The 23,125-nt window shown below is 44.0% G+C and carries 36 protein-coding genes; 5 read left to right on the top strand and 31 right to left on the bottom strand.

Annotated features, from left to right (window positions below; all coding sequences use genetic code 11):
- Positions 1–23: 23 nt before the first annotated feature.
- The 28 genes from LDK34_RS07560 to rpsJ all read right to left on the bottom strand — a co-directional run bounded on the left by LDK34_RS07560 (position 24) and on the right by rpsJ (position 13,839).
- Positions 24–968: a DNA-directed RNA polymerase subunit alpha gene (locus tag LDK34_RS07560; protein WP_017262675.1), complete on the bottom strand. Its 945-nt coding sequence runs from the start codon at positions 966–968 to the stop codon at positions 24–26.
- A gap of 76 nt (positions 969–1,044) precedes the next feature.
- Complete coding sequence (gene rpsK / locus LDK34_RS07555; protein ID WP_017262674.1) at positions 1,045–1,434, bottom strand: 30S ribosomal protein S11; 390 nt, start codon at positions 1,432–1,434, stop codon at positions 1,045–1,047.
- Positions 1,435–1,462: 28 nt separating this feature from the next.
- The gene (gene rpsM, locus LDK34_RS07550) at positions 1,463–1,828 is read right to left on the bottom strand and encodes a 30S ribosomal protein S13 (protein WP_017262673.1); all 366 of its coding nucleotides are present in this window, start codon (positions 1,826–1,828) and stop codon (positions 1,463–1,465) included.
- 24 nt (positions 1,829–1,852) lie between these two features.
- Positions 1,853–1,972, bottom strand: a complete 120-nt coding sequence (gene rpmJ / locus LDK34_RS07545) for a 50S ribosomal protein L36 (protein ID WP_081495882.1) — start codon at positions 1,970–1,972, stop codon at positions 1,853–1,855.
- Between the two features lie 33 nt (positions 1,973–2,005).
- Positions 2,006–2,221 carry a translation initiation factor IF-1 gene (gene infA / locus LDK34_RS07540; RefSeq protein ID WP_017262672.1) on the bottom strand — a complete coding sequence of 72 codons (216 nt, stop codon included), beginning with the start codon at positions 2,219–2,221 and terminating at the stop codon, positions 2,006–2,008.
- Positions 2,222–2,382: 161 nt separating this feature from the next.
- Positions 2,383–3,048, bottom strand: coding sequence for an adenylate kinase (locus LDK34_RS07535; protein WP_178942162.1), 666 nt, complete (start codon positions 3,046–3,048; stop codon positions 2,383–2,385).
- Positions 3,049–3,050: 2 nt separating this feature from the next.
- Positions 3,051–4,388: a preprotein translocase subunit SecY gene (gene secY, locus LDK34_RS07530; protein WP_178942161.1), complete on the bottom strand. Its 1,338-nt coding sequence runs from the start codon at positions 4,386–4,388 to the stop codon at positions 3,051–3,053.
- Positions 4,389–4,823, bottom strand: a complete 435-nt coding sequence (gene rplO, locus LDK34_RS07525) for a 50S ribosomal protein L15 (RefSeq protein ID WP_017262669.1) — start codon at positions 4,821–4,823, stop codon at positions 4,389–4,391.
- Positions 4,824–4,855: 32 nt separating this feature from the next.
- Positions 4,856–5,041, bottom strand: a complete 186-nt coding sequence (gene rpmD, locus LDK34_RS07520) for a 50S ribosomal protein L30 (RefSeq protein WP_017262668.1) — start codon at positions 5,039–5,041, stop codon at positions 4,856–4,858.
- 13 nt (positions 5,042–5,054) lie between these two features.
- A complete protein-coding gene (gene rpsE / locus LDK34_RS07515; protein WP_017262667.1) occupies positions 5,055–5,555 on the bottom strand; it encodes a 30S ribosomal protein S5 in 501 nt (166 codons plus the stop codon).
- An 18-nt stretch (positions 5,556–5,573) separates the two neighbouring features.
- Positions 5,574–5,930, bottom strand: a complete 357-nt coding sequence (gene rplR / locus LDK34_RS07510; RefSeq protein WP_017262666.1) for a 50S ribosomal protein L18 — start codon at positions 5,928–5,930, stop codon at positions 5,574–5,576.
- An 80-nt stretch (positions 5,931–6,010) separates the two neighbouring features.
- Positions 6,011–6,547 carry a 50S ribosomal protein L6 gene (rplF, locus tag LDK34_RS07505; RefSeq protein WP_017262665.1) on the bottom strand — a complete coding sequence of 179 codons (537 nt, stop codon included), beginning with the start codon at positions 6,545–6,547 and terminating at the stop codon, positions 6,011–6,013.
- Positions 6,548–6,576: 29 nt separating this feature from the next.
- Entirely contained in the window at positions 6,577–6,975 is a 399-nt protein-coding gene (gene rpsH, locus LDK34_RS07500) for a 30S ribosomal protein S8 (RefSeq protein ID WP_017262664.1), read from the bottom strand.
- 87 nt (positions 6,976–7,062) lie between these two features.
- Entirely contained in the window at positions 7,063–7,248 is a 186-nt protein-coding gene (locus tag LDK34_RS07495; protein WP_017262663.1) for a type Z 30S ribosomal protein S14, read from the bottom strand.
- A gap of 17 nt (positions 7,249–7,265) precedes the next feature.
- Positions 7,266–7,808 carry a 50S ribosomal protein L5 gene (gene rplE, locus LDK34_RS07490; RefSeq protein ID WP_017262662.1) on the bottom strand — a complete coding sequence of 181 codons (543 nt, stop codon included), beginning with the start codon at positions 7,806–7,808 and terminating at the stop codon, positions 7,266–7,268.
- A gap of 27 nt (positions 7,809–7,835) precedes the next feature.
- Entirely contained in the window at positions 7,836–8,144 is a 309-nt protein-coding gene (rplX, locus tag LDK34_RS07485; RefSeq protein WP_017262661.1) for a 50S ribosomal protein L24, read from the bottom strand.
- A gap of 50 nt (positions 8,145–8,194) precedes the next feature.
- Positions 8,195–8,563, bottom strand: coding sequence for a 50S ribosomal protein L14 (gene rplN / locus LDK34_RS07480; RefSeq protein WP_017262660.1), 369 nt, complete (start codon positions 8,561–8,563; stop codon positions 8,195–8,197).
- A 46-nt stretch (positions 8,564–8,609) separates the two neighbouring features.
- Positions 8,610–8,873 carry a 30S ribosomal protein S17 gene (gene rpsQ / locus LDK34_RS07475; protein ID WP_017262659.1) on the bottom strand — a complete coding sequence of 88 codons (264 nt, stop codon included), beginning with the start codon at positions 8,871–8,873 and terminating at the stop codon, positions 8,610–8,612.
- A gap of 27 nt (positions 8,874–8,900) precedes the next feature.
- A complete protein-coding gene (gene rpmC / locus LDK34_RS07470; protein ID WP_017262658.1) occupies positions 8,901–9,101 on the bottom strand; it encodes a 50S ribosomal protein L29 in 201 nt (66 codons plus the stop codon).
- A gap of 2 nt (positions 9,102–9,103) precedes the next feature.
- A complete protein-coding gene (gene rplP / locus LDK34_RS07465) occupies positions 9,104–9,538 on the bottom strand; it encodes a 50S ribosomal protein L16 (RefSeq protein WP_017262657.1) in 435 nt (144 codons plus the stop codon).
- Between the two features lie 2 nt (positions 9,539–9,540).
- The gene (rpsC, locus tag LDK34_RS07460) at positions 9,541–10,203 is read right to left on the bottom strand and encodes a 30S ribosomal protein S3 (protein WP_236941621.1); all 663 of its coding nucleotides are present in this window, start codon (positions 10,201–10,203) and stop codon (positions 9,541–9,543) included.
- A 12-nt stretch (positions 10,204–10,215) separates the two neighbouring features.
- Positions 10,216–10,563 (bottom strand): 50S ribosomal protein L22, encoded by a 348-nt coding sequence (rplV, locus tag LDK34_RS07455; RefSeq protein ID WP_017262655.1) that lies wholly within the window; start codon positions 10,561–10,563, stop codon positions 10,216–10,218.
- A gap of 16 nt (positions 10,564–10,579) precedes the next feature.
- Positions 10,580–10,858, bottom strand: a complete 279-nt coding sequence (rpsS, locus tag LDK34_RS07450) for a 30S ribosomal protein S19 (RefSeq protein ID WP_017262654.1) — start codon at positions 10,856–10,858, stop codon at positions 10,580–10,582.
- A gap of 85 nt (positions 10,859–10,943) precedes the next feature.
- Positions 10,944–11,777, bottom strand: a complete 834-nt coding sequence (gene rplB, locus LDK34_RS07445; RefSeq protein WP_017262653.1) for a 50S ribosomal protein L2 — start codon at positions 11,775–11,777, stop codon at positions 10,944–10,946.
- An 85-nt stretch (positions 11,778–11,862) separates the two neighbouring features.
- Positions 11,863–12,150 carry a 50S ribosomal protein L23 gene (gene rplW / locus LDK34_RS07440; protein WP_017262652.1) on the bottom strand — a complete coding sequence of 96 codons (288 nt, stop codon included), beginning with the start codon at positions 12,148–12,150 and terminating at the stop codon, positions 11,863–11,865.
- Positions 12,150–12,776 carry a 50S ribosomal protein L4 gene (gene rplD, locus LDK34_RS07435; protein ID WP_017262651.1) on the bottom strand — a complete coding sequence of 209 codons (627 nt, stop codon included), beginning with the start codon at positions 12,774–12,776 and terminating at the stop codon, positions 12,150–12,152. The genes rplW and rplD overlap by 1 nt, the downstream gene beginning before the upstream one ends.
- 26 nt (positions 12,777–12,802) lie before the next feature.
- On the bottom strand, positions 12,803–13,462 hold the full coding sequence (gene rplC, locus LDK34_RS07430) for a 50S ribosomal protein L3 (RefSeq protein WP_178942159.1): 660 nt from the start codon (positions 13,460–13,462) through the stop codon (positions 12,803–12,805).
- A 68-nt stretch (positions 13,463–13,530) separates the two neighbouring features.
- The gene (gene rpsJ / locus LDK34_RS07425; protein WP_017262649.1) at positions 13,531–13,839 is read right to left on the bottom strand and encodes a 30S ribosomal protein S10; all 309 of its coding nucleotides are present in this window, start codon (positions 13,837–13,839) and stop codon (positions 13,531–13,533) included.
- Positions 13,840–14,179: 340 nt separating this feature from the next.
- Here rpsJ and LDK34_RS07420 point away from each other — a divergent pair, with 340 nt between their 5' ends.
- On the top strand, positions 14,180–14,746 hold the full coding sequence (locus LDK34_RS07420) for a cysteine hydrolase family protein (protein WP_178942158.1): 567 nt from the start codon (positions 14,180–14,182) through the stop codon (positions 14,744–14,746).
- 161 nt (positions 14,747–14,907) lie between these two features.
- On the top strand, positions 14,908–16,329 hold the full coding sequence (locus tag LDK34_RS07415) for a C69 family dipeptidase (protein ID WP_178942157.1): 1,422 nt from the start codon (positions 14,908–14,910) through the stop codon (positions 16,327–16,329).
- Positions 16,330–16,413: 84 nt separating this feature from the next.
- Here the strand turns inward: LDK34_RS07415 and fusA are convergent, their stop codons facing one another.
- From fusA to rpsL, 3 genes are all read right to left on the bottom strand, one after another.
- Positions 16,414–18,519 (bottom strand): elongation factor G, encoded by a 2,106-nt coding sequence (gene fusA, locus LDK34_RS07410; protein WP_178942156.1) that lies wholly within the window; start codon positions 18,517–18,519, stop codon positions 16,414–16,416.
- Between the two features lie 102 nt (positions 18,520–18,621).
- Positions 18,622–19,092, bottom strand: a complete 471-nt coding sequence (rpsG, locus tag LDK34_RS07405) for a 30S ribosomal protein S7 (RefSeq protein WP_017262645.1) — start codon at positions 19,090–19,092, stop codon at positions 18,622–18,624.
- 20 nt (positions 19,093–19,112) lie between these two features.
- Entirely contained in the window at positions 19,113–19,526 is a 414-nt protein-coding gene (gene rpsL, locus LDK34_RS07400) for a 30S ribosomal protein S12 (RefSeq protein WP_017262644.1), read from the bottom strand.
- Positions 19,527–19,833: 307 nt separating this feature from the next.
- On the opposite strand from rpsL, the gene LDK34_RS07395 reads away from it, so the two are divergent.
- The 3 genes from LDK34_RS07395 (at position 19,834) to LDK34_RS07385 (ending at position 22,676) form a co-directional block, all read left to right on the top strand.
- Positions 19,834–20,523, top strand: a complete 690-nt coding sequence (locus LDK34_RS07395) for a prepilin peptidase (protein WP_178942155.1) — start codon at positions 19,834–19,836, stop codon at positions 20,521–20,523.
- A gap of 113 nt (positions 20,524–20,636) precedes the next feature.
- Complete coding sequence (locus LDK34_RS07390) at positions 20,637–20,990, top strand: ArsR/SmtB family transcription factor (RefSeq protein ID WP_161002881.1); 354 nt, start codon at positions 20,637–20,639, stop codon at positions 20,988–20,990.
- A 6-nt stretch (positions 20,991–20,996) separates the two neighbouring features.
- Positions 20,997–22,676, top strand: coding sequence for an oleate hydratase (locus LDK34_RS07385; RefSeq protein WP_178942154.1), 1,680 nt, complete (start codon positions 20,997–20,999; stop codon positions 22,674–22,676).
- The last annotated feature ends 449 nt before the right edge of the window (positions 22,677–23,125 follow it).

Below are 23,125 nucleotides of genomic sequence, written 5' to 3'. Positions count from 1 at the left end.
CCTCCTTTTGTTGATAAGTCCGACTAGTCTTCTTGTTTCAAAGAAAGACCTAAGCCAGCCAATTTTGCCTTAACTTCTTCAAGTGACTTACGACCAAGGTTACGAACCTTCATCATGTCGGCTTCAGTACGATCCGTCAACTCTTGAACCGTGTTGATACCAGCACGCTTCAAACAGTTGTATGAACGAACAGACAAGTCTAACTCTTCGATGGTCATTTCGAGCATCTTTTCCTTGTGTGTTTCTTCCTTTTCGACCATGATTTCGGCATTCTTAGCCGTATCTGTCAAATCAACAAACATTGCAAGGTGTTCAGTTAGAATCTTCGCAGCGAGACTAATTGCTTCACTAGGTGTAATTGAACCATCAGTCCAAACGTCTAATGTCAGCTTGTCATAGTCATCACGTTGACCAACACGAGTGTTTTCAACCTGGTAGTTGACACGTTCGATTGGGGTATAAATGGAATCGATTGGTAATACACCAATTGGCATATCATCCTGACGAGCTTTGTTTTCATCAGCTGAAACGTATCCACGGCCCTTGTTTGCAGTTAAGTGCATGTGGAAAGTGGCACCGTCTGCTACCGTGCAGATGTAAAGATCAGGGTTCATAACTTCAACATCAGCATCCGTTTGAATATCACCAGCAGTGACAGTCGCAGGACCCTTAACATCAATGTCCATTCCCTTTTCTTCATCGGTCGCCATCTTCAAAGAAACCTTTTTCATATTCAAGATGATTTGTGTAACATCTTCAACGACGCCCTCAACAGTTGAGAACTCGTGAAGTACACCATCGATTTGAATACTGGTGACAGCAGCACCAGGCAAAGATGAAAGCAAAATCCGACGTAACGAATTTCCTAATGTTGTTCCGTAACCACGTTCAAGTGGTTCAACGATGAACTTCCCATAGTTGTTACTTTCATCGATTTTGTGAATATTTGGCTTTTCAAATTCGATCATTCTTTTGTTTACCCCTTTCAAAACTCGTCTTGTTAATTAATGAATGTTCATCACTCCAAATAAGTGATGTCATCAATTAAACACGACGACGCTTTGGAGGACGAGATCCGTTATGCGGCACTGGTGTGACGTCACGAATTGCCGTAACTTCTAGACCAGTTGATTGCAAAGCACGGATAGCTGCTTCACGACCGGAACCTGGGCCTTTAACGGCAACTTCAACCGTCTTCATGCCATGTTCCATAGAGCCTTTAGCTGCGGCTTCAGCGGCCATTTGTGCAGCGAAAGGAGTGGATTTACGACTACCACGGAAACCAAGAGCACCAGCTGAAGACCAAGCAACAGCGTTCCCTTGAACGTCAGTAATCATAACTAAAGTGTTGTTAAACGTTGAGTGAATATGTGCAACACCTGACTCGATGTTCTTTTTCACACGACGCTTACGCGATGTTTTTCTACCTGCCATAAGAAATGCTAACCTCCTTTATCTTGAATTACTTCTTCTTACCAGCAATTGATTTAGCTGGGCCTTTACGAGTCCGTGCGTTGTTCTTAGTGTGTTGTCCACGCACTGGTAAACCACGACGGTGACGCATGCCTCGGTATGAACCAATTTCTTGTAAGTTCTTGATGTTTAAGCTAACTTCACGGCGAAGATCTCCTTCAACCTTGTAGTTATCAACAATTGCACGAATCTTATCTTCGTCTTCTGGGGCCAAGTCCCGAACACGAACGTCTTCGCTAACACCAGCTTCAGCCAAAATCTTTTGAGCTGAAGTATTACCGATTCCGAAAATGTAAGTTAAACCGATCACGATCCGTTTGTCACGTGGTAAGTCAACACCTGCAATACGAGCCATAACAATTACCTCCTTTTATATGAATTATTTACCTTGACGTTGCTTGTGCTTTGGGTTTGCTGAGCAAATCACCATAACACGGCCGTTACGTTTGATAACACGGCAGTGTTCGCACATTGGTTTAACTGATGGTCTTACTTTCATGATATTTCCTCCAGAATTATGAGGCCTTAGGTATTACTTGAAACGGTACGTAATCCGACCCTTTGTTAAGTCATAAGGTGACATTTCAACAGTTACCTTATCACCAGGTAAAATACGAATGTAATGCATCCGAATCTTACCCGACACATGAGCCAAGATTTCGTGACCGTTTTCAAGTTCTACTTTAAACATTGCATTAGGCAACGTTTCTTTAACAGTACCTTCGATTTCAATTACGTCACTAGCCAAGCAGGTTTACCTCCCTTTTAAAAAAGTATTTTATAAATACGGTGGCGTCGAACGACAGAAAAACGGCGAAAACCACCGTTTCCACCCTCTTTACAAAAACATTGCGCAAACCATACCAAGAGAGTTTATCACATTCTTAAAGGGACTGCAAACACTACACTCTAGTCATTAACTGACTGAAGCACGTCAGCAACGTCCTTGAAGACGAGGTCAATGTCCCGGTCGCCGTTAATGGTGTGCAGAACATTTTGATTCTTATAGTAATCAACCAACGGCGTGTTCATCTTGATGTTCACCGCCAAACGATTCTTAACCGTTTCAGGCTTGTCGTCGTCACGTTGATAAAAATCATGCGATCCACAAACGTCACATGTTCCTTCAACCTTGGTGGGGTTACTAATACGGTTGTAGGTTGCACCACACACACGGCAAATGTACCGTGCAGATAAGCGGTCAACCAATACCGATGGTTCAACGTCGATATTAATCACGGCGTCCAAGTGACGATCAGAGTCAGCCAACATTTTATCTAAAGCGGCCGCTTGATCTAAGTTCCGTGGATAACCATCCAACATGAAGCCGTTCGTTAAAACGTCCTGTTGGCTGAGACGGTCACGAACAATACCGTTCGTGACCTCATCGGGAACCAATTCACCCTTATCAATGTAAGCTTTAGCAGCAAGTCCCATTTCAGTCTTGTTAGCCATTGCCTCGCGGAAAATATCCCCCGTCGAAATATGCGGTACTTGATATTTTTCGTCGATCTTTTGTGCTTGCGTACCTTTACCAGCACCAGGCAAGCCCATCAGAATCAAATTGAATGCCATGATTAATCCTCCTGTTTTTCTGTTTCATGTGCTTCAAGCGCATCATCTTGGATGAAACCAACGTATTGTCGCTTCATCATTAAGCCGTCCAATTGACGAATAATGTCAATGGCAACCCCAACAACGATTAGTAATGACGTACCACCAAGACCAATGGATTCGTCTAGGCCCCAAATATCACTGGCCAACAGCGGTACTAAGGCAACTAATCCAAGGAACAGTGAACCGACAGTACTTAAACGCATGAGCAAATGAGAAACATAGCTTTGTGTGTCTTTACCAGGCCAAACACTTGGAATATAACTGCCCTGCTTTTGTAAGTTCTCTGACAATTTCTCAGGATTAACCTGAACAAAAGCGTAGAAGAACGTAAACAAGACAATTAATACAGTGTACAGAATGGCACCTTCAGTCGTTTGCATATTGAAGATACGAGACATCACTTGGTACCAGTTATCCGCACCATGACTTTTCTGGAACGCCAACAGAATTGACTGAGGCGTCGAAATCAAAGAACTGGCGAAGATAACCGGAATAACACCGGCAACGTTAACTTTCAAAGGCAGGTAACTACCAGATCCAGAAGTAGTTGCGCGACGCGTATATTGAATTGGAATCCGCCGTTCAGCTTGTTGCACCCACGTTACAGCAACGATAATTACGATAACTAGAACGAGAACAGCAACGATAAACAGAATGCCCTGCCACATTTGGCCTTTGGAGGCATCAGTGACATTTTCTTGCCATAATTGACGAACACCAACTGGGGTGCGCGCAATGATTCCGGCAAAGATGATCATTGAAACACCATTTCCTAGTCCACGCTGAGTAATCATATCACCCAGCCAAGTAGCAAACATTGTTCCAGCCGTGAGCAAAATTCCAATCATGATAAAAGTTTGTGCATTTGGCGTTTTGATCAAATGCATGGAAGCTAAGACGTTAAAACCAGCTGTGATACCGATTGATTGAACAAAGGCTAACACAATCGTTAGATAGCGTGTCGCCTGATTCAACTTACGCCGACCTACATCACCTTGTTTACTCCATTCAACAAATCGCGGCACAATATCCATTTGGAGTAATTGAACAACAATTTGAGCAGTAACAAATGGGGAAACCCCCATTGCAAACAAGGAATAGTTTGTCAAACCACCACCGGAAAAGATGTTCATTACATTAACAAGCCCGGAGCTTGCCACTGCTTGTAAAGCATGCGCATTAACTCCGGGAACGGTAATATAACAGCCTAACCGATAGACAATTAAGACAAACAAGGTAAAGAAGATCTTATTTCGGATTTCACGACTCTTAAAAGCATTCGAAATCGTCGAGATCAACTAGATCACCTCAGTCTTACCGCCGGCTGCTTCAATTGCAGCTACAGCTGCGTTTGAGAATTTGTTAGCGTGAACTGTTAACTTCTTAGTAACTTCACCGTTACCAAGAACCTTAACGCCACTCTTTTCGTTCTTCACTAAACCTGCTTCAACTAAGGTAGTTGGTGTAACATCAGCACCTTCATCAAAACTGTTTAAGGAAGCCAAGTTAACGATGGCGTATTCTTTACGGTTAATGTTAGTGAAACCGCGTTTTGGAATACGACGGTACAGAGGCATTTGACCCCCTTCAAAACCGACACGTGTCTTACTACGAGCCTTTTGACCCTTTTGACCACGACCGGAAGTTTTACCGTTCCCGGCTGATGTACCGCGACCGCGGCGCATACGTGCTTTACGAGAACCTTCGCTTGGTTGTAATTCGTTCAACTTCATTAGGTTGGCACCTCCTTACGCTAGAAATGTGATTACTTAACTTCTTCAACTGTGACTAAGTGCGCGATCTTAGCGATGGCACCGCGTGTTGCTTCGTTGTTAGGACGTACGACCGTGCTGTTAACACGACCTAATCCTAAACCATACGCAACATTACGAACCTTGGGCTTCTGGTGAACGGCACTTTTCACTAAAGTAACTTTTACTTGATTAGCCATGAGTTTCGTCCTCCTATTCAGCTAAGTGTTCTACAGACACACCACGCAAGGCAGCAACGTCTTCGGCACGCTTTAATTCCTTAAGTCCTTCAAAGGTGGCACGCACAACGTTAATCGGTGTGCTTTCACCAAGAGACTTACTTGTAACGTCGGCAACACCGGCAAGTTCCATGACGGCACGAACGGCACCACCAGCAGCAACACCAGAACCTTCAACGGCTGGCTTAAGCATAACCTTTGATCCTGAGTAAATACCCAGCACTTCGTGAGGCAATGTTGAACCAACAACAGGAACTTTAATTAAGTTCTTGTGCGCTGCTTCGACAGCCTTACGAATAGCTTCTGGAACTTCTTGAGCCTTACCAGTACCAAAGCCAACGTGACCATTGTGGTCACCAACAACAACTAAGGCAGCAAAACGAAGACGACGACCACCCTTAACAACTTTCGTAATCCGGTTGATGGAAACGACGTTATCTTCTAAATCTAACTTACTTGGGTCGATAAAAGCCATTTGGTTATTCCTCCTTCTCTAGAATTTAAGTCCGTTTTCACGAGCGGCTTCAGCCAAAGCTTCTACCCGACCATGATATAAGTAACCGCCACGATCGAAGACAACATCAGTAATCTTCTTTTCGTTAGCGCGTTTAGCAACTAGTTCACCAACAGAAGCAGCTTTTTCTGTCTTGCTAGTTCCTTTAACATCTTTATCTAGTGTTGAGGCACTTGCCAGCGTCACACCCGCTACGTCATCAATTACTTGCGCGTAGATGTTTGAATTAGAACGATAAACGTTCAAGCGTGGGCGCTGCGCAGTACCAGAAATCTTGCCACGAACGCGCGCATGGCGGCGTTGACGTGTTTTATTCTTATCTGGTTTAGAAATCACAACAATTCACCTCATATTTTATTCGCAGTGAATACGTGCACTGCGACACGATAGCGGCAAACAAAGAAGTAGACAAAAGTCTACTTACCAGTTTTACCTTCCTTACGACGAACATATTCGCCTTCGTAACGAATACCTTTACCCTTATAAGGCTCTGGTGGACGGATACCACGGATTTCAGCAGCAAAGTCACCGACTTGTTGCTTAGAAATACCTGATAAAACAACAGTAGTGTTGTCAGGAACTTCAACCGTAACACCTTTACGGCCATCAAATTCAACAGGGTTTGAGTAACCAACACTCATGATCAGCTTAGTGCCTTGCAATTGTGCACGGTACCCAACACCGACTAACTTCAATGTCTTTTTGAAACCATCTGTAACACCTTCAACCATGTTGGCGAAGTTGGCACGAGTAGTTCCGTGAACGGCCTTTGTTTTGTTGTTGTCGTCAGGACGATCAAACGAAACTTCAGTACCGTCTACTTTCATTGTGATCATGTCAGAGAACGTCCGGGTTAATTCACCTTTAGGTCCTTTAACAGTCACATCGTTACCGTTTTGCTTAACTTCTACCCCAGCGGGTAAAGTTACAACTTTATAACCAATACGACTCACGTTTTACACCTCCGATCGATTCTAAATGATTACCAAACGTAAGCGAGCACTTCGCCGCCCACGTCTTTTTGACGTGCTTCTTTATCGGTGATCACACCTTCAGACGTAGAGATGATTGCAATCCCTAAACCGTTCAAAACCTTAGGAACTGAATCGGCCTTTACGTATGAACGTAAACCAGGCTTGGAAATCCGCTTTAAGCCAGAGATGACACGTTCGCCATCCTTACCGTACTTAAGAAATACACGGATAATGCCTTGCTTGTCGTCGTCAATGTATTCAACATCGCGAATGAAACCTTCGTTTTTCAAGATTTCCGCAATGTCGTGTTTAATCTTTGATGCAGGAACTTCAACTGAATCGTGACGAACCATGTTGGCGTTACGAATCCGAGTTAAAAAGTCTGCAATCGGGTCAGTCATAGACATCGATATTTGCCTCCTTTTAGTATCGATAAAATCAATAAAACGACTTGAAAGGAATCCAAATCGAATTTACTCAGTAAAGACCGAAGTCTACCAGCTAGCTTTCTTCATGCCAGGAATTTGACCCTTGTGGGCTAATTCACGCATGCAGAGACGGCATAGATGGAACTTACGATAAACTGAGTGCGGACGTCCACAACGTTCACAACGTGTGTAAGCTTGCGTTGAAAACTTAGCTGGGCGTTGGCTTTTTACAACCATTGATTTCTTTGCCATGTTTGTGGAACCTCCTATTACTTAGTAAATGGCATCCCAAGTTGGGCAAGCAACTCGTGGGATTCCTCATCAGTGTTAGCAGTGGTTACGATAACAATATCCATACCACGAACCCGGTTAACGTTGTCGTAATTGATTTCAGGGAAGATCAGTTGTTCACGAACACCCAAGGTGTAGTTACCGCGTCCATCAAATGAACGGTTAGAAACACCATGGAAGTCACGAACACGTGGCAATGACACATTGATCAACTTGTCTAAAAAGTCATACATCCGTTCACCGCGCAAAGTTACCTTAGCACCAATGGACATTCCTTCACGAAGACGGAAACCGGCAATTGACTTCTTGGCCTTTGTAATAACTGGTTTTTGACCAGCAATAAGGGTCATTTCATTAACGGCTTCGTCCAAGTTCTTTGAGTTAGTGGTTGCATCACCAACCCCCATGTTCAGCACAATCTTGTCGATGTGTGGGGCTTGCATGCTTGAACTGTAGTTGAATTTTTCGATTAAGGAAGGCTTGATTTCCTTTTCGTATCGTTCTTTCAAACGGTTAGTCATTCTAAGATATTCCTCCTTTCCCTAAAATTAAGCGATTGTATTGCCAGTCTTCTTGGCAACGCGAACTTTTTTACCATCTTCAACTTTAAAACCAACACGCGTTGGCTTCTTTGTTGATGGGTCAATTAACATTACGTTAGATACGTGGATTGGCGCTTCAACATCAACGATTCCACCTTGTGGGTATTCGTTGTTTGGCTTCTGGTGTTTCTTCACCATGTTGATGCCTTCCACGACGACGCGGTCTGACTTGGCTAAGGTTGCCTTTACGGCACCTTCCTTACCCTTGTCCTTACCGGCGATTACGCGAACTTGATCTCCAGTTTTTAAGAACATTCTGCTGTGCACCTCCCGTTCAACTTATGCATCCAGCTTGATTACTTTGATTACAGAACTTCAGGTGCTAACGAAACGATCCGCATGAAGTTACCTTCACGAAGTTCACGCGCAACTGGTCCAAAGATACGAGTACCACGAGGGCTCTTGTCATCTGAGATAATAACAGCTGCGTTGTCGTCAAACTTAATGTATGAGCCATCAGTACGGTGCATACCGGATACAGTCCGAACGATAACAGCTTTAACAACGTCACCCTTTTTTACAACGCCACCTGGTGTTGCTTGTTTAACAGTAGCAACAATAATGTCACCAATGTTGGCTGACTTACGAGTGGAACCACCCAAGATCTTGATTGTCAAGATTTCACGGGCACCAGAGTTATCAGCGACCTTTAAACGACTTTCTTGTTGAATCACGGTTTTATCCTCCTTCCGCAGCTAATTAGAATACGTAGAAATGGTGTTACAGGATGACAGCCTTTTCAACGACATTCAATAGGCGGAAGTGCTTGGTCTTTGACAAAGGCCGAGTTTCCATAATCCGTACGATATCGCCAGTCTTGGCTTCGTTGTTGTCATCTTGCGCAACGAACTTCTTGGTGTATTTAACCCGCTTACCATAAACTGGGTGGGTCTTGTAAGTATCGATTGCGACGATAATCGTCTTGTCGTTCTTGTCAGAAACCACGTGGCCTTGGTAAACCTTACGTGCGTTACGTTCAGTCATAGGTTAAGTTCTCCTTTCGTATTCTAATTATTTGCTTTGGCTTAATTCTTGTTGACGGAGAGCCGTCTTCAACCGGGCGATGTTCTTACGAACCTGCTTTAAACGAGCGGTGTTTTCTAACTGACCAGTAGCCAATTGGAAACGTAAGTTGAACAATTCGTCCTTGTAGCCCTTTTCTTTATCAATCATTTCAGCAGTGGTTAATTTACTAATATCAGTCATTTTCATAATTATTCGCCACCTACTTCTGCTTCTGCTTCTTCTCGTGAGACGATTTTCGTCTTAACGGGCAGTTTGTGGCTAGCTAAACGTAAAGCTTCGTGCGCAACTTCAGAAGAAACGCCACCTACTTCAAACATAACCTTGCCACGCTTTACAGGAGATACCCAACCTTCAGGTGCCCCTTTCCCGTTACCCATACGAACACCAACACCTTTAGAAGTGTAGGACTTATGAGGGAAAATCTTGATCCAAACTTTACCACCACGCTTCATGTAACGGTTCATGGCAACACGAGCCGCTTCAATCTGGCGGTTAGAAACCCATGATGAAGTGATAGCTTGCAAACCGTAGTCGCCAAATGCAACTGTCTTGCCGCCCTTGGCTTCACCACGCATGTGACCGCGGAATTCCCGACGGTGCTTTACACGTTTAGGTACCAGCATGATTATTTCCCTCCTCGTTGAGTATTTGCTGACTTCTTGGCAGGAAGAACTTCACCACGGTAGATCCAAGTTTTAACGCCTAGCATACCGTAAGTAGTCCGTGCTTCGTCCCAAGAATAGTCAATGTCCGCACGCAATGTATGCAACGGAACAGTTCCTTCTGAGTAACGTTCTTTACGAGCAATGTCAGCACCGTTTAAACGGCCTGAAACCATTGCTTTGATTCCGTGTGCACCAGAACGCATAGTACGTTGGATAGCACCACGCATAGCGCGACGGAAAGCAACACGTTGCTCTAATTGCTTGGCGATTGAATCCCCAACTAAATGAGCATCCAAGTCAGGCTTCTTGATTTCAATGATGTTGATGTGTACTTGCTTGCCAGTTAAGCTGTTAAGTTCCTTACGGAGCTTTTCAACTTCTGACCCACCTTTACCGATAACCATCCCAGGCTTAGCAGTGTGAATGGATAATACCACTCGACCAGCAGCCCGTTCGATTTCAACGGTTGAAACAGATGCGTCGACAAGTCTTTGATCGATAAACTTACGGATTTTAACGTCTTCGATTAACCAAGTTGCGTAATCTTTGTCAGCATACCACTTGGCTTCCCAATCGCGGATAACTCCGACACGAAATCCGTTTGGATTTACTTTTTGACCCACGCTTGTTCCCTCCTACTTTTCAGATACGACTACTGTGATATGACTAGTCCGCTTGTTAATTGGTGATGCGGAACCTTTAGCCCGAGGACGGAACCGCTTAAGGGTTGGTCCTTCATTAGCAAATGCTTCAGATACAACTAAGTCGGCTCGATCTAAGTCGAAGTTGTTTTCAGCATTGGCAACAGCAGACTTCAATACTTTTTCTACGTCTTCGGCAGCACCGCGAGGCGTGAATTTTAAAATGGCAAATGCTTCGTTAACGCTCTTGCCGCGAATAAGGTCAACAACTAGGCGAACCTTACGAGCAGCGACACGAACAGTCTTTGCAGTTGCTTTTGCAGATGTAACTTGTTCAGCCATTGTTCAGTCCTCCTAATTATTTACTAGTAACCTTGTCGGCACCAGCGTGTCCGCGGAAAGTCCGCGTTGGAACAAATTCGCCAAGCTTGTGACCAACCATGTCATCAGAGATGAACACTGGGACATGCTTCCGTCCGTCATAAACAGCGATAGTGTATCCGATGAAGCTAGGGAAAATCGTTGAACGACGTGACCAAGTTTTGATCACTGTCTTCTTTTCAGAATCAGCTTGTGCAGCGATTTTCTTCAGCAGATGTTCATCGGCGAAAGGTCCTTTTTTAAGACTACGACCCATCGTGTGGCCTCCTCTCTTGTTAGCTATTAGCTAACGCGTTCGTGTGTTTTACAACTAATGTCGTATATGCATTGAATAAGAAAGATTACTTCTTCCGACGGTCACGCACAATAAGCTTGTTAGAACGAGCCTTGTGGTTACGAGTCTTCTTACCAGCAGTCTTCTTACCCCATGGTGACATTGGCGATGGACGGCCGACTGGGGCTTTACCTTCACCACCACCATGTGGGTGATCGTTAGGGTTCATAACTGAACCACGAACATGTGGACGTTGACCAGCATAACGCTTACGACCCGCTTTACCTAAGTTGATCAATTCGTGTTGTTCGTTACCAACCGCACCAACAGTAGCACGACCAGCAGCAAGAACCATACGAACTTCGCCAGAGGCCAAACGAACTAAGGCATACTTGCCTTCCTTACCCAACAACTGAGCAGATGCACCAGCTGAACGAGCAATTTGGCCACCTTTACCAGGCTTTAATTCAATGTTATGAATAACAGTACCAACTGGAATGTTAGTTAATGGCAACGCATTACCAACTTTGATATCTGCTTCAGGGCCTGATTCAACAACAGTGCCAACTTCTAGCCCTTTAGGTGCTAAGATGTATGACTTTGTTCCATCCTCATAAACTAGTAAAGCAATGTTAGCAGTCCGGTTTGGATCGTATTCAATAGCTTTAACAGTTGCCTTGTAATCGTCTTTAATACGCTTAAAGTCGATAATCCGGTAAGCACGCTTTGTACCACCACCACGATGACGAACAGTCATGTGGCCTTGGTTGTTACGGCCTGCACGGTGACTTTGTGATTCCAATAACGACTTTTCAGGGGTCGTTTTAGTGATTTCACTAAAGTCGGAACCGGTCATGTTACGACGACCGTTAGTGGTTGGTTTATAACTCTTAATACCCACTATACTTTCCTCCTAATTTTTCGTGCCGCGATTGGTTGTCCCTTGTGAGGAGCCGTATCATCATCGGCGCATAGATTGAAGAAGACTATTCTTCGTTAAATAACTTGATTTCCTTTGAGTCTGCACTCAAAGTAACGATTGCCTTACGACGCTTCTTAGTGTAACCACTGTAACGTCCTTGGCGCTTAAGGTGTCCCTTAACGTTCATTACGTTAAGCTTGATTACCTTAACATCGAAGATTTCTTCGATGGCGCTCTTGATTTGCGTCTTGGTTGCGCGAGTATCAACATCAAACGTATAACGCTTGTCATCGATATCAGCCATTGAAGACTCAGTCACAACTGGGCGTAAAATCACATCACGTGCTTCCATTATGCGAGCACCTCCTCTACCTGAGAAAGAGCAGATTGCGTAATCACCATCTTGTCGTTGTTAACAACATCCAAAACGTTAACGCCCTTAGCAGTCAAAACAGTGACATTAGCTAAGTTACGTGCAGACAATGCTGCGTTTTCGTTGTCATCTTCAACCACAACAAGGGTTTTTTCAGCAACTTTCAGGTTGTCTAAAACAGTGGCAAATTCAGCAGTCTTTGGTGCTTTAAAATCTAAGGCATCAACGACAACTAAGGCTTTGTCCAAGACCTTTTGTGATAAGACAGACTTCATAGCAAGTTGACGCGCTTTTTGTGGTAACTTGTAAGCGTATGAACGTGGAGTTGGTCCGAAGACAACACCACCGCCACGCCATTGTGGTGACCGGATCGACCCTTGACGAGCACGACCAGTACCCTTTTGACGCCATGGTTTCTTACCACCACCACGGACGGCACTACGGTTTTTAACCGCGTGAGTACCCTGACGCATTGAAGCACGTTGCATCAATACGGCATCGGTGATGACATTATTGTTAGGCTCGATACCAAACACAGCATCATTTAAATCAACTGTGCCTGACTTCTTACCATCTTGTTTGAATAAATCAACGCTGGTAGTCATAGCTATTAATCCTCCCTTCCCTTATATTATTTTTCACTGTGGCGGTTGTTCTTCTTTAAACCGGCCTTAACAGAACTTTTAATTGTAACAAATGACTTGTTTGCACCTGGTACATTACCCTTGATCAACAACACATTGTTGTCTAAATCCGCGCGGACAATCTTCAAGTTTTGCATGGTTACCTTATGGTTACCCATACGTCCTGGAAGTGGCTTGCCTTTGAAGACACGGTTAATGATGGCACCCATTGAACCTGGGCGACGGTGGTAACGAGACCCATGGGCCATTGGTCCACGTGATTGGCCATCCTTATGGATGTTACCTTGATACCCATGCCCTTTTGTGATTCCGGTAACGTCGACTGCTTCGCCTTCTGCGAAGACGTCTGCTTTAAGCTCGTCACCGACTTTCGTCTCTCCAAGCTCAACATTCCGAATTTCACGAACGAAGCGCTTAGGAGCCGTTTTTGCTGCTGCTACATGACCTTGCTCGGGCTTGTTAGACAAAACTTCACGTTTGTCATCGAAACCTAACTGAATTGCGTCGTAACCATCGTTTTCAACGGTCTTAACTTGCAATACTACGTTAGGTGTTACATCGATAACTGAAACAGCGACTAACTCGCCGTTTTCAGTGAAGACTTGCGTCATCCCGACCTTTTTCCCTAAGATTCCTTTAGTGGTCATGAGTACACCTCCGATATAATGTATTTTTACCGTCAAATTAATGATCGGTTTAGAACGAGGAAATCAAATTATAATTTGATTTCGATATCAACACCGCTTGGCAATTCAAGCTTGGTCAACGAATCAACTGTTTTAGCAGTTGGGTTGACAATGTCGATTAAACGCTTATGAGTCCGAATTTCGAACTGTTCACGTGATTTCTTAAACTTATGTGGTGAACGTAACACCGTGAAAAGTGTCCGTTCAGTTGGCAACGGAATTGGGCCTGAAATTTCAGCACCAGTCCGTTTTGCCGTTTCCACGATCTTGTCAGCTGACTGATCTAGGATACGGTGCTCATAAGCCTTTAAGCGAATCCGAATTTTCTTACTTGCCATATTTGTTCCCTCCTAACGTCTATTTTTTAGAAATAGGCTAGCTCCGTGAAAATTACCGCCACACCTCCGTGGCAAAGCGGCCGGGTGTGTCGCAACCTTTCACATCAATGCTCGCTTGTTGTTGCGCGGTTTAAAGGGCAAAGTTGTCCCTTGTCTCGCACAAGCACCTATCTACTATACCAACCTAAGCCCGTAATGGCAAGGTTTTATTTACGTTTGTTAATTTCGTTTTGATTACAAAACGAAATTTTCTATTTAATCTGCGCGTAAATTTTATCAAATCTACATCTTTTTATCTATAATAAACTCAATCGCGCGTACTCAAAATTGGAGGCAAACTATGACACAAATGGATTTTGGCAAACAAGCATTACTGATTATTGATTACACAAATGACTTCGTCGCTACTAAAGGTGCCCTCACAACTGGTAAACCCGGTCAAAAAATTGAAACTAATATTTTGACGCTCGCAGAACAATTTCTTCAAAACGGAGACTACGTCATTCTCCCAACCGATTTGCATGACGGTGTCGACCCTTACCATCCAGAAACCAAGCTATTCCCACCACATAACTTAAAAAGTACATGGGGGCGCGAATTGTACGGTGAGTTGGCATCATGGTATCAGTCACATAAGAACGATGACCATGTCTACTATTTCGACAAAAATCGCTATAGCGCGTTTGCCAACACTAACTTAGATAACTTTTTACGCAGCCGTCGCATCACCAATCTTCATCTTGCCGGTGTCTGCACAGATATTTGTGTATTGCACACGGCTGTCGATGCCTACAACTTGGATTACCAATTGACTATTCACAAAGACGCTGTTGCCTCTTTCGATCCCGTTGGTCACGCTTGGGCTTTGAAACACTTTGAAAACACGCTTGGTGCAATAATTGTTTAGCATTAAAAACGCGCGTACGTGATCTGTTTCTACTATATATTGTGCGAATCAATTGGCGACATTATCTGGCCCACACCGCGGAGCAGATTAGCAAGTGTTATAGTGAAGGAGAATGTCGGCCAAATATCATCAAGCTGATAATTAACCATGGAGGTTTTATTATGTCGCTTTCTGAATTAAGTACGTGTACTACTATTCTAGTTGGTAAGAATTCCAGTTACGATGGTTCAACATTGATTGCTCGTAACGAAGATACTGGCACGGCTGCCGATCCTAAGAAGTTCGTTGTCGTCAAACCTGATGATCAACCTCGCGAATACAAATCTAAGATGAGTCAGTTTACCATCACGCTACCTGACAACCCATTACGCTACACCGCTATTCCTAACGCAGTGGACAAACAAGGCATTTGGGGCGAAGCTGGTATCAACAGTGACAATGTCGCGATGAGTGCTACTGAAACTATTACCACAAACGAACGCATCTTAGGGGCAGACCCACTAACTAAAGCCGGTGTGGGCGAAGAGGATTTGCTAACTGTCACCCTCCCTTATATTCATAGCGCGCGTGAAGGTGTTGAACGTGTCGGTGAAATTTTAAAGACACATGGCACTTATGAATCAAACGGCATTATTTTCTCTGACGCAAATGAAATTTGGTATATGGAAACTGCTGGTGGTCATCACTGGGTTGCACAACGGGTCCCGGATGATGCTTACGTTGTTGCCCCTAACCAGACGGGTATTCAAGAAGTTAACTTTGCAGATTCAACTAATTTTATGTTTGCAGACGACTTACAAACCTTCGTTGAAGAGAACCACCTCAATCTCGGTGATCATTTTAACTTCCGTGAGATTTTCGGATCACATTCTCAACTTGACCATCACTACAATACGCCACGTGCTTGGTACGCACAGAGATACTTTAACCACGCAGCAACTCAGGACAAAACACCAATGAGCGACGACCTTCCGTTTATTACTCATGCTGATCATAAAGTAACGATCGAAGACATCAAGTTTGTCCTCAGCTCACATTATCAGGATACCCCCTACGATCCGTTCGCTCTGGGTGCAACTAAAGAAACAGCCCCTTTCCGACCAATTGGGATCAACCGGACGCAAGAATTGAGTGTTCTTCAAATTCGGCCAAATGTACCGGCCGAGCGCGCCGCAATCCAATGGGTGGCTTTATCTGCTAATCCATTTAACACACTGGTTCCGTTTTTCACAAATGCTAATGATACGCCAGCAAGTTACCGTAATACGACCGCCATGGTCGACAGTAAAAATGCCTATTGGGCAAATCGACTAATTGCCGTTCTAACCGCCGATCACTTTCAGGCCACGATAAGTGATGTGGAAAGTTATCAGGAGAAAACATTAAGTTACGGTCATCAACGTGTGCACGAAATTGATACAGCTAATGCGCAATTAAGTGATTCCGCATTGACGGATGCACTAACGACGGCTAACGAAAAAACTGCCGAGCATATCATGGCGCAAACATCCGAGTTACTAAGTAAAGTTCTTGGAACCGCTAGTAACCTGGTTCCCGGTACATTTACGAGAGATAACTATTAGTCGCCGCCAGAAAATTGAACTAACTAAAAAACGACACCTAGCAGATTTGCTAGATGTCGCTTTTTAATGTCAACTAAATGACAATTAGTCTTCAGGATGGCTGTTGTTACCGCCATTCTTCTTAATAATTTCTTCTTGAACTGACTTAGGAACAGCTGAGTAGTGGTCAAATGTCATCGTAAATGTCCCACGACCTTGTGTTGCTGAACGCAAGGTTGTAGCATAACCAAACATTTCAGCCAATGGAACAAATGCATGAACTTCTTGTGCATTCCCACGGGCTTCCATACCATCAACAGTACCACGACGAGCAGTTACGTGACCCATAACATCACCAAGGTTGTCTTCTGGTGCAACAATATCAACCTTCATGATTGGTTCCAAGATAACTGGGGCAGCCTTCTTAGCAGCTTCACGTAATGCCAGAGAAGCGGCGATCTTAAATGCAGCTTCTGAAGAATCGACATCATGGTAACTACCATCGTAAAGCTTAGCCTTAACGTCAACTACTGGGTAACCAGCAACCATACCATTGGCCATGGATTCTTGTAACCCTTTGTCAACTGAAGGAATGTATTCACGAGGAACAACCCCACCGACAATGGCGTCTTCGAATTCGTAACCCTTACCAGTTTCGTTAGGTGTGAATTCAATCCAAACATCACCATATTGACCTTTACCACCAGACTGACGAATGAAACGACCTTCAACCTGAGCAGACTTCGTAATCGTTTCACGGTAAGCAACCTGAGGTGCACCAACAGTAGCTTCAACCTTAAATTCACGCTTCATCCGGTCAACTAAGATATCCAGTTGGAGTTCACCCATACCAGAAATCAAAGTTTCACCAGTTTCAGAGTTGGTTTCGGCACGGAAACTAGGGTCTTCTTCAGACAGCTTTTGTAAGGCATTGTTCATCTTGTCTTGATCAGCCTTTGTCTTAGGTTCAACGGCAACCTGAATAACTGGTTCAGGGAATACCATTGATTCCAAGTGCAATGGATGATCAACATCAGTCAAAGAGTCACCGGTCGTGGTGTTCTTCAAACCGATGGCAGCAGCGATATCACCAGAAAAGACTTCTGGAATTTCGTTTTGCTGATTTGAATGCATTTGTAGCAAACGACCAACACGTTCACGTTTGTCCTTAGTAGCATTCAAAACGTATGAACCGGATTCCAAAGTCCCCGTGTAAACACGAATGAATGTCAAACGACCAACGTAAGGGTCAGTAGCAACTTTAAATGCAAGGGCAGCGAAGTCTTTGTCATCGCCGGCAATAAGGTCTTCTTCTTCATCAGTTTCTGGGTTAACCGCTGTATAAGGCTTAACATCAAGTGGTGATGGTAAGTAGTCCACAACAGCATCCATTAACATCTGAACACCTTTGTTCTTGTAAGCAGAACCTGCAAGAACTGGGAAGAATTCGTTTGCCAAAGTGGCACGACGAATACCAGCCTTTAATTCGTCTTTACTGATTTCTTCACCATTAAGGTATTTTTCCATCAGTTCGTCATCAGATTCAGCAACAGCTTCAACTAATGAGTCACGACGCTTTTGAGCTTCTGCAACATATTCCTCTGGAATATCAACAGTATCCCATTCAGTACCAAGGGCATCTTCATCGTACAAGTCAGCCTTCATTTCGATCAGGTCAATAACCCCTTCGAAATCGTCTTCAGCACCGATTGGCATCTGAACGGCATGAGCATTGGCTTGCAAACGGTCACCTAGCGAGTTAACAGAAAAGTCAAAGTCAGCACCTAACTTATCCATCTTATTAACGAACACGATACGGGGAACGTTATAAGTGGAAGCTTGACGCCAAACAGTTTCAGTCTGTGGTTCAACACCAGCCTGGGCATCAAGGACAGCAATCGCACCATCTAGCACACGCAAGGAACGTTCAACTTCCATTGTGAAGTCCACGTGTCCTGGTGTATCGATGATGTTAATACGGTGGTTTTTCCATTGCGCTGTAGTTGCGGCAGACGTAATGGTAATCCCACGTTCTTGTTCTTGAGCCATCCAGTCCATTTGTGAAGCACCATCATGGGTTTCACCAATCTTGTGAATTTTACCAGTATAGTAAAGAATCCGTTCAGTTAACGTGGTTTTACCGGCATCGATATGGGCCATGATCCCGATATTACGTGTTTTTTCGAGTGGAAATTCACGTTTGTTAGCCATTATTTTCTCCTTTAAATTAGCTTATGCAATGCTTAAATCCCAAAAATGACACCACATGTAGATGGGTGTCAAAGGGGCCACCGGCTAAATAGTCGGTTGTTTTTACCAACGGTAATGTGCGAAGGCACGGTTGGCTTCAGCCATCCGGTGAGTGTCTTCACGCTTCTTAACAGAAGCACCAGTGTTGTTGGCAGCATCCATGATTTCACGAGCTAAACGTTCAGTCATGGTATGTTCCCCACGTAACCGTGAGTATTGAACTAACCAACGTAAGCCCAAAGTACTACGACGTTCTGGACGAACTTCGATTGGCACTTGGTAGTTAGACCCACCAACACGGCGAGCCTTAACTTCCATAACAGGCATGATGTTGTTCATTGCTTCTTCAAATACTTCCAACGGTTCATTACCAGTTGTTTCTTTAATTTGATCAAAGGCATCATACAAAATCGTTGATGCAGTTCCCCGCTTACCGTCTAACATCAAGCGGTTGATTAAACGGGTAACCAGCTTTGAGTTGTAAATTGGATCAGGTAGCACTTCACGTGCAGGAATATGTCCTTTACGAGCCATCGTTTATCTTCCTTTCTTGATTAAGCCTTAGGCTTCTTAGTACCGTACTTAGAACGGCTTTGTTTCCGGTCAGTAACACCGGCAGTATCCAGAGCACCACGAATAATGTGGTAACGAACCCCAGGTAAATCCTTAACACGGCCACCACGGATAAGAACAACACTATGTTCTTGTAGGTTATGACCAATACCAGGAATATAAGCGGTAACTTCAATCAAGTTGGATAAACGCACACGGGCGTATTTCCGCAAAGCTGAGTTAGGCTTCTTTGGTGTCATAGTACCGACACGAGTTGCAACACCACGTTTTTGAGGAGCAGCGTTGTTAGTTTGTTCTTTCTTGTAACTGTTGTACCCGAAGTTTAATGCTGGGGCATCTGATTTTGACGTTTTAGACTTACGACCACTACGAACGAGTTGGTTAATCGTTGGCATCTAAATGTCCTCCTTCCGATTCTTTGTTTTAGTTTAAGTCCACACATCCAGGCGGTTCTTTTTAAGTTATAAAAAAAGAAAAACCCAAATCTGTTTTCCAGTATGATTGCTGTTTTAGCTCCAGCCGCCATGGATGGCAGACACTTTCACAAAAAAGCACCTTTAATAGAATATCATCCCCGTCCATATGCGTCAAGGTTTCAACACGAAAAAAGCTAGTTCGCTCAAAGTTTTTAGGTGATGGACGAACATCACAGATCTCTTTACGTATGTTAAGGCAAGACCAATAAAGGACGGTATTCTTATTATGCCATACATCATCTTCGGCATCAGTTTCATTTACATTACGTTTTTTGTTTCTACCATCATGTGCATCAGCACTAGGCTAGCTAATAACCGCCCCGTCATGTTCGCGCGATCACGGTGCGATCAATGTGCGAAACGCCTGCGTTGGTGGCAACTCATTCCCTGCCTTGGCTGGCTGCTTCAGTTAGGAAGATGTCCTGACTGTCATCAACCAGTCTCTTTCACCTACCCACTCGCAGAAAGTTCAGTCGGTCTGCTTGGCGCGCTCATCATCCATTCCAATCCTTTTAATGCAGCTGTCAGTCTAGTCGTTTTTAATTTGATCTTGCTGGCTTTGGCTTGTCAGGACGCTGCACACCTAGCCATCTCTACCTGGCCAATCGTGGTTTTATTAGTATTAGCGTTGATTCAACATCAATTTAGCTGGTCAAAATTACTGATGGTAACAACAATGTATTTAGCATCGCTTTATTTTATCCACCGATTTCAATTTATGGGCAATGGGGACGCTGACTGCATCGCCGTGCTATCTTTAATGTTTCCAATACAAGTGGCTATTGCCAGTATCTTGTTTGCATCATTAATCGCCTTAACTCACTTCTATCTGAGCCACCAACGCTCAAATCGACTCCCTTTTATCCCGTACCTTTTTAGTGGCCTAGTTATCGTCCAACTGTACGCTTTTATTTGATAATTGGCTCTTTAATCGGATCAAACAGACGTTTTGTAAGCGGTTGCAATAGTGACTTATTCGCGTTACTATATTCATGTAGTTAAATGTATCGATAGAGTGAGGTGATCTTTATGAGTGAAACGACATTACCGCAAGGTCAGCAAAAAGCTCTTGACGAGTTCATTAGTAATCTTGACTTGTTGAACACACTGGCCGATCAAAATCGGCAGCGCTTAATCATTTTATTAGGTGCTCATTTGAACACCGGTTTGACTGTTACTGAGTTGACCTCACACATGAGCCTTTCACAGCCAGCAGTATCACATCATCTCAAAATTTTGCGACAAGCCGGCCTCGTATCCACCACTCATGAAGGCCTTAATCATCGGTATCACCTAACCGTAAATGACGCGTTGGATCAAGTTGGTCACTTGTTAAATACGATTAGGAACAGTAATAACTCGGCTCAACAAACAAAGGAGTGAGCGAACATGGCACAACATGCATACATGATTGGTACAGGAATTGGTAACTTAGCAGCAGGAATTTACCTCATACGCGATGGTGGTTGGCACGGTGACCAAATCACCATGTACGGTCTTGAAACCCACGGCGCAAATGATGGTGATACAGTAACCGGCTACGAAAATGAGTACGGTAACCAAGCCTTGAAAAACAGTCAGGGTTACCTTGCCAAAGGTGGTCGAATGCTTAACGAAGAAACCTATGAAAACTTATGGGATCTCATGCGCTCTGTTCCGTCACTGGATCACCCTGATCAATCTGTGACTGATGAGATTTTAGACTTTGACCATGCACACCCAACTCACGATGTTGCTCGGTTGATGGATAAAGTAAACGGCATTCGTAACAAAGGCGACGAAAATGATTACCGCCACATGCAGTTTGACAACCGCGACCGCTACCTTCTGACAAAACTAATGTTGATGCCGGAAAGCAAAGAAGAACGCCTGAATGATATCGGGATTGATGAATGGTTTGCTAGTTCACCACACTTCTTCACTACTAACTTCTGGTACATGTGGCAAACAACTTTCGCATTCAAACGTCAAAGCTCAGCGATGGAACTGCGTCGCTACATGAACCGTATGATCCTTGAATTTAGTCGTATTAACACACTCGAGGGTGTTACTCGCACACCTTACAACCAGTACGAAAGTCTTATTTTGCCCATGCGCAAGTTCTTAGAAGACCATGGCGTAACTTTCATTAATAATCGCAAGGTTACGGCGCTCACCTTCAAGGACACGCCAATGCGTGATGATATTATTGTTACCGGCTTTGATTATGAAGAAGTTAATGGCGATCATCAAACCGGCCATGTGGACGTTAATGAAGATGATTTTGTCTTCGACACTAACGGTTCCATTACCGACAGTTCTTCGTTTGGAGACATGGATACCCCGCTGAAGGAAAATCACGAATATGCGCCAAGTGCAGCTTTATGGAAACAAGCTTCCGAGCACTTCTATGACCTTGGTCACCCAGATAAATTCTTTAATGACCGAGAACAAAGTGAATGGATGAGCTTCACAGTCACTAACAATGATCACAAACTACTTAATGAAATCACCAGAATCACTCAGCAACAACCCGGTAACGCATTGAATACTTGGATCGATAGTACCGGATTGATGTCAATTGTGGTTCATCATCAACCTCATTTCCACGCACAAAAGGAGAACGAGACCGTCTTCTGGGGTTACATTATGTATCCTCGACGGCATGGTGATTACGTCAATAAACCATTCATTGAAATGACTGGTCGTGAAATTCTCACCGAACTTATTGGTCACTTAAACGAAGTTGATGATGGTCGCGACAAGATTGGTGATCACATTGATGACATTATGGCATCAACAGTCAACGTCATTCCCGTTTACATGCCTTATGCCAGCGCCCTATTCAATCGCCGGGCAGTTGGTGACCGTCCACTGGTTGTACCAAAGCACAGCCACAACCTCGCCTTTATCAGTCAATTTGCTGAAATGCCATTTGATATGGTATTTACAGAACAATATTCATTCCGCTGCGCACAGCGTGCTGTGTACACGTTCTTGGGTATTCCATTGAGCAAATTGACACCGCTTCACCACTATGAAAAAGATCCGAAGGTCATGGCCCGTGCAACCAAGACAATGTTCAGATAATTAATTTCGCAACAAACAACGCAGCTCACACCTCTATGATTTAGAGGTTGCGAACTGCGTTGTTTATTCTTGTGGAGCCGTTATGTCGATCAGAAACGCCATTCCACGGGACCGGTCTCAGCCTCTCGAAAGCCGAGTGTCTTCGACCTCGACTTTGAGCCTTCATACCCCCGAAGTCTCCAAGCTCGTCCTACAATACTACGCGGGCCCAAAACGCCCACCAAGTATTGCTTTCGTGGAACTCTGTTTCTGGTCGACTTCACTCCTCTACAAAGATGCTACCCCTAATGATAATTAGTGATGCAAACGTTAATGACTTACAATTACAAACTATTCGACTAAGTGTTTGATACTTATATGCAAAGTAGACTGGCGGGCGTCAGTTTAGAGACTATGTAAAAAGGCCTGCCAGACAAATTGTCCGGCAGACCTTTTTCGCGATTCAAGAA

This window comes from Furfurilactobacillus milii, assembly GCF_021654115.1.
GTDB classification, from domain to species: domain Bacteria; phylum Bacillota; class Bacilli; order Lactobacillales; family Lactobacillaceae; genus Furfurilactobacillus; species Furfurilactobacillus milii.
Note: the sequence above shows the minus strand (reverse complement) of the source record. Positions and strands in the feature narration are given on the sequence as shown.

Excerpts from the sequence above, each read along its gene's own strand:
- LDK34_RS07560 (WP_017262675.1), bottom strand. The coding sequence starts at position 968 with ATGATCGAATTTGAAAAGCCAAATATTCACAAAATCGATGAAAGTAAC.
- rpsK (WP_017262674.1), bottom strand. The coding sequence starts at position 1,434 with ATGGCAGGTAGAAAAACATCGCGTAAGCGTCGTGTGAAAAAGAACATC.
- rpsM (WP_017262673.1), bottom strand. The coding sequence starts at position 1,828 with ATGGCTCGTATTGCAGGTGTTGACTTACCACGTGACAAACGGATCGTG.
- rpmJ (WP_081495882.1), bottom strand. The coding sequence starts at position 1,972 with ATGAAAGTAAGACCATCAGTTAAACCAATGTGCGAACACTGCCGTGTT.
- LDK34_RS07535 (WP_178942162.1), bottom strand. The coding sequence starts at position 3,048 with ATGGCATTCAATTTGATTCTGATGGGCTTGCCTGGTGCTGGTAAAGGT.
- rplO (WP_017262669.1), bottom strand. The coding sequence starts at position 4,823 with ATGAAGTTGAACGAATTACAACCAAGCGAAGGTTCTCGTAAAGCACGT.
- rpmD (WP_017262668.1), bottom strand. The coding sequence starts at position 5,041 with ATGGCTAATCAAGTAAAAGTTACTTTAGTGAAAAGTGCCGTTCACCAG.
- rpsE (WP_017262667.1), bottom strand. The coding sequence starts at position 5,555 with ATGGCTTTTATCGACCCAAGTAAGTTAGATTTAGAAGATAACGTCGTT.
- rpsH (WP_017262664.1), bottom strand. The coding sequence starts at position 6,975 with ATGTCTATGACTGACCCGATTGCAGACTTTTTAACTCGGATTCGTAAC.
- LDK34_RS07495 (WP_017262663.1), bottom strand. The coding sequence starts at position 7,248 with ATGGCAAAGAAATCAATGGTTGTAAAAAGCCAACGCCCAGCTAAGTTT.
- rplE (WP_017262662.1), bottom strand. The coding sequence starts at position 7,808 with ATGACTAACCGTTTGAAAGAACGATACGAAAAGGAAATCAAGCCTTCC.
- rplX (WP_017262661.1), bottom strand. The coding sequence starts at position 8,144 with ATGTTCTTAAAAACTGGAGATCAAGTTCGCGTAATCGCCGGTAAGGAC.
- rpsQ (WP_017262659.1), bottom strand. The coding sequence starts at position 8,873 with ATGACTGAACGTAACGCACGTAAGGTTTACCAAGGCCACGTGGTTTCT.
- rpmC (WP_017262658.1), bottom strand. The coding sequence starts at position 9,101 with ATGAAAATGACTGATATTAGTAAATTAACCACTGCTGAAATGATTGAT.
- rplP (WP_017262657.1), bottom strand. The coding sequence starts at position 9,538 with ATGCTGGTACCTAAACGTGTAAAGCACCGTCGGGAATTCCGCGGTCAC.
- rplV (WP_017262655.1), bottom strand. The coding sequence starts at position 10,563 with ATGGCTGAACAAGTTACATCTGCAAAAGCAACTGCAAAGACTGTTCGT.
- rpsS (WP_017262654.1), bottom strand. The coding sequence starts at position 10,858 with ATGGGTCGTAGTCTTAAAAAAGGACCTTTCGCCGATGAACATCTGCTG.
- rplW (WP_017262652.1), bottom strand. The coding sequence starts at position 12,150 with ATGGAAGCACGTGATGTGATTTTACGCCCAGTTGTGACTGAGTCTTCA.
- rplD (WP_017262651.1), bottom strand. The coding sequence starts at position 12,776 with ATGACTACCAGCGTTGATTTATTCAAACAAGATGGTAAGAAGTCAGGC.
- rplC (WP_178942159.1), bottom strand. The coding sequence starts at position 13,462 with ATGACCACTAAAGGAATCTTAGGGAAAAAGGTCGGGATGACGCAAGTC.
- rpsJ (WP_017262649.1), bottom strand. The coding sequence starts at position 13,839 with ATGGCAAGTAAGAAAATTCGGATTCGCTTAAAGGCTTATGAGCACCGT.
- LDK34_RS07420 (WP_178942158.1), top strand. The coding sequence starts at position 14,180 with ATGACACAAATGGATTTTGGCAAACAAGCATTACTGATTATTGATTAC.
- LDK34_RS07415 (WP_178942157.1), top strand. The coding sequence starts at position 14,908 with ATGTCGCTTTCTGAATTAAGTACGTGTACTACTATTCTAGTTGGTAAG.
- fusA (WP_178942156.1), bottom strand. The coding sequence starts at position 18,519 with ATGGCTAACAAACGTGAATTTCCACTCGAAAAAACACGTAATATCGGG.
- rpsG (WP_017262645.1), bottom strand. The coding sequence starts at position 19,092 with ATGGCTCGTAAAGGACATATTCCTGCACGTGAAGTGCTACCTGATCCA.
- rpsL (WP_017262644.1), bottom strand. The coding sequence starts at position 19,526 with ATGCCAACGATTAACCAACTCGTTCGTAGTGGTCGTAAGTCTAAAACG.
- LDK34_RS07395 (WP_178942155.1), top strand. The coding sequence starts at position 19,834 with ATGCCATACATCATCTTCGGCATCAGTTTCATTTACATTACGTTTTTT.
- LDK34_RS07390 (WP_161002881.1), top strand. The coding sequence starts at position 20,637 with ATGAGTGAAACGACATTACCGCAAGGTCAGCAAAAAGCTCTTGACGAG.
- LDK34_RS07385 (WP_178942154.1), top strand. The coding sequence starts at position 20,997 with ATGGCACAACATGCATACATGATTGGTACAGGAATTGGTAACTTAGCA.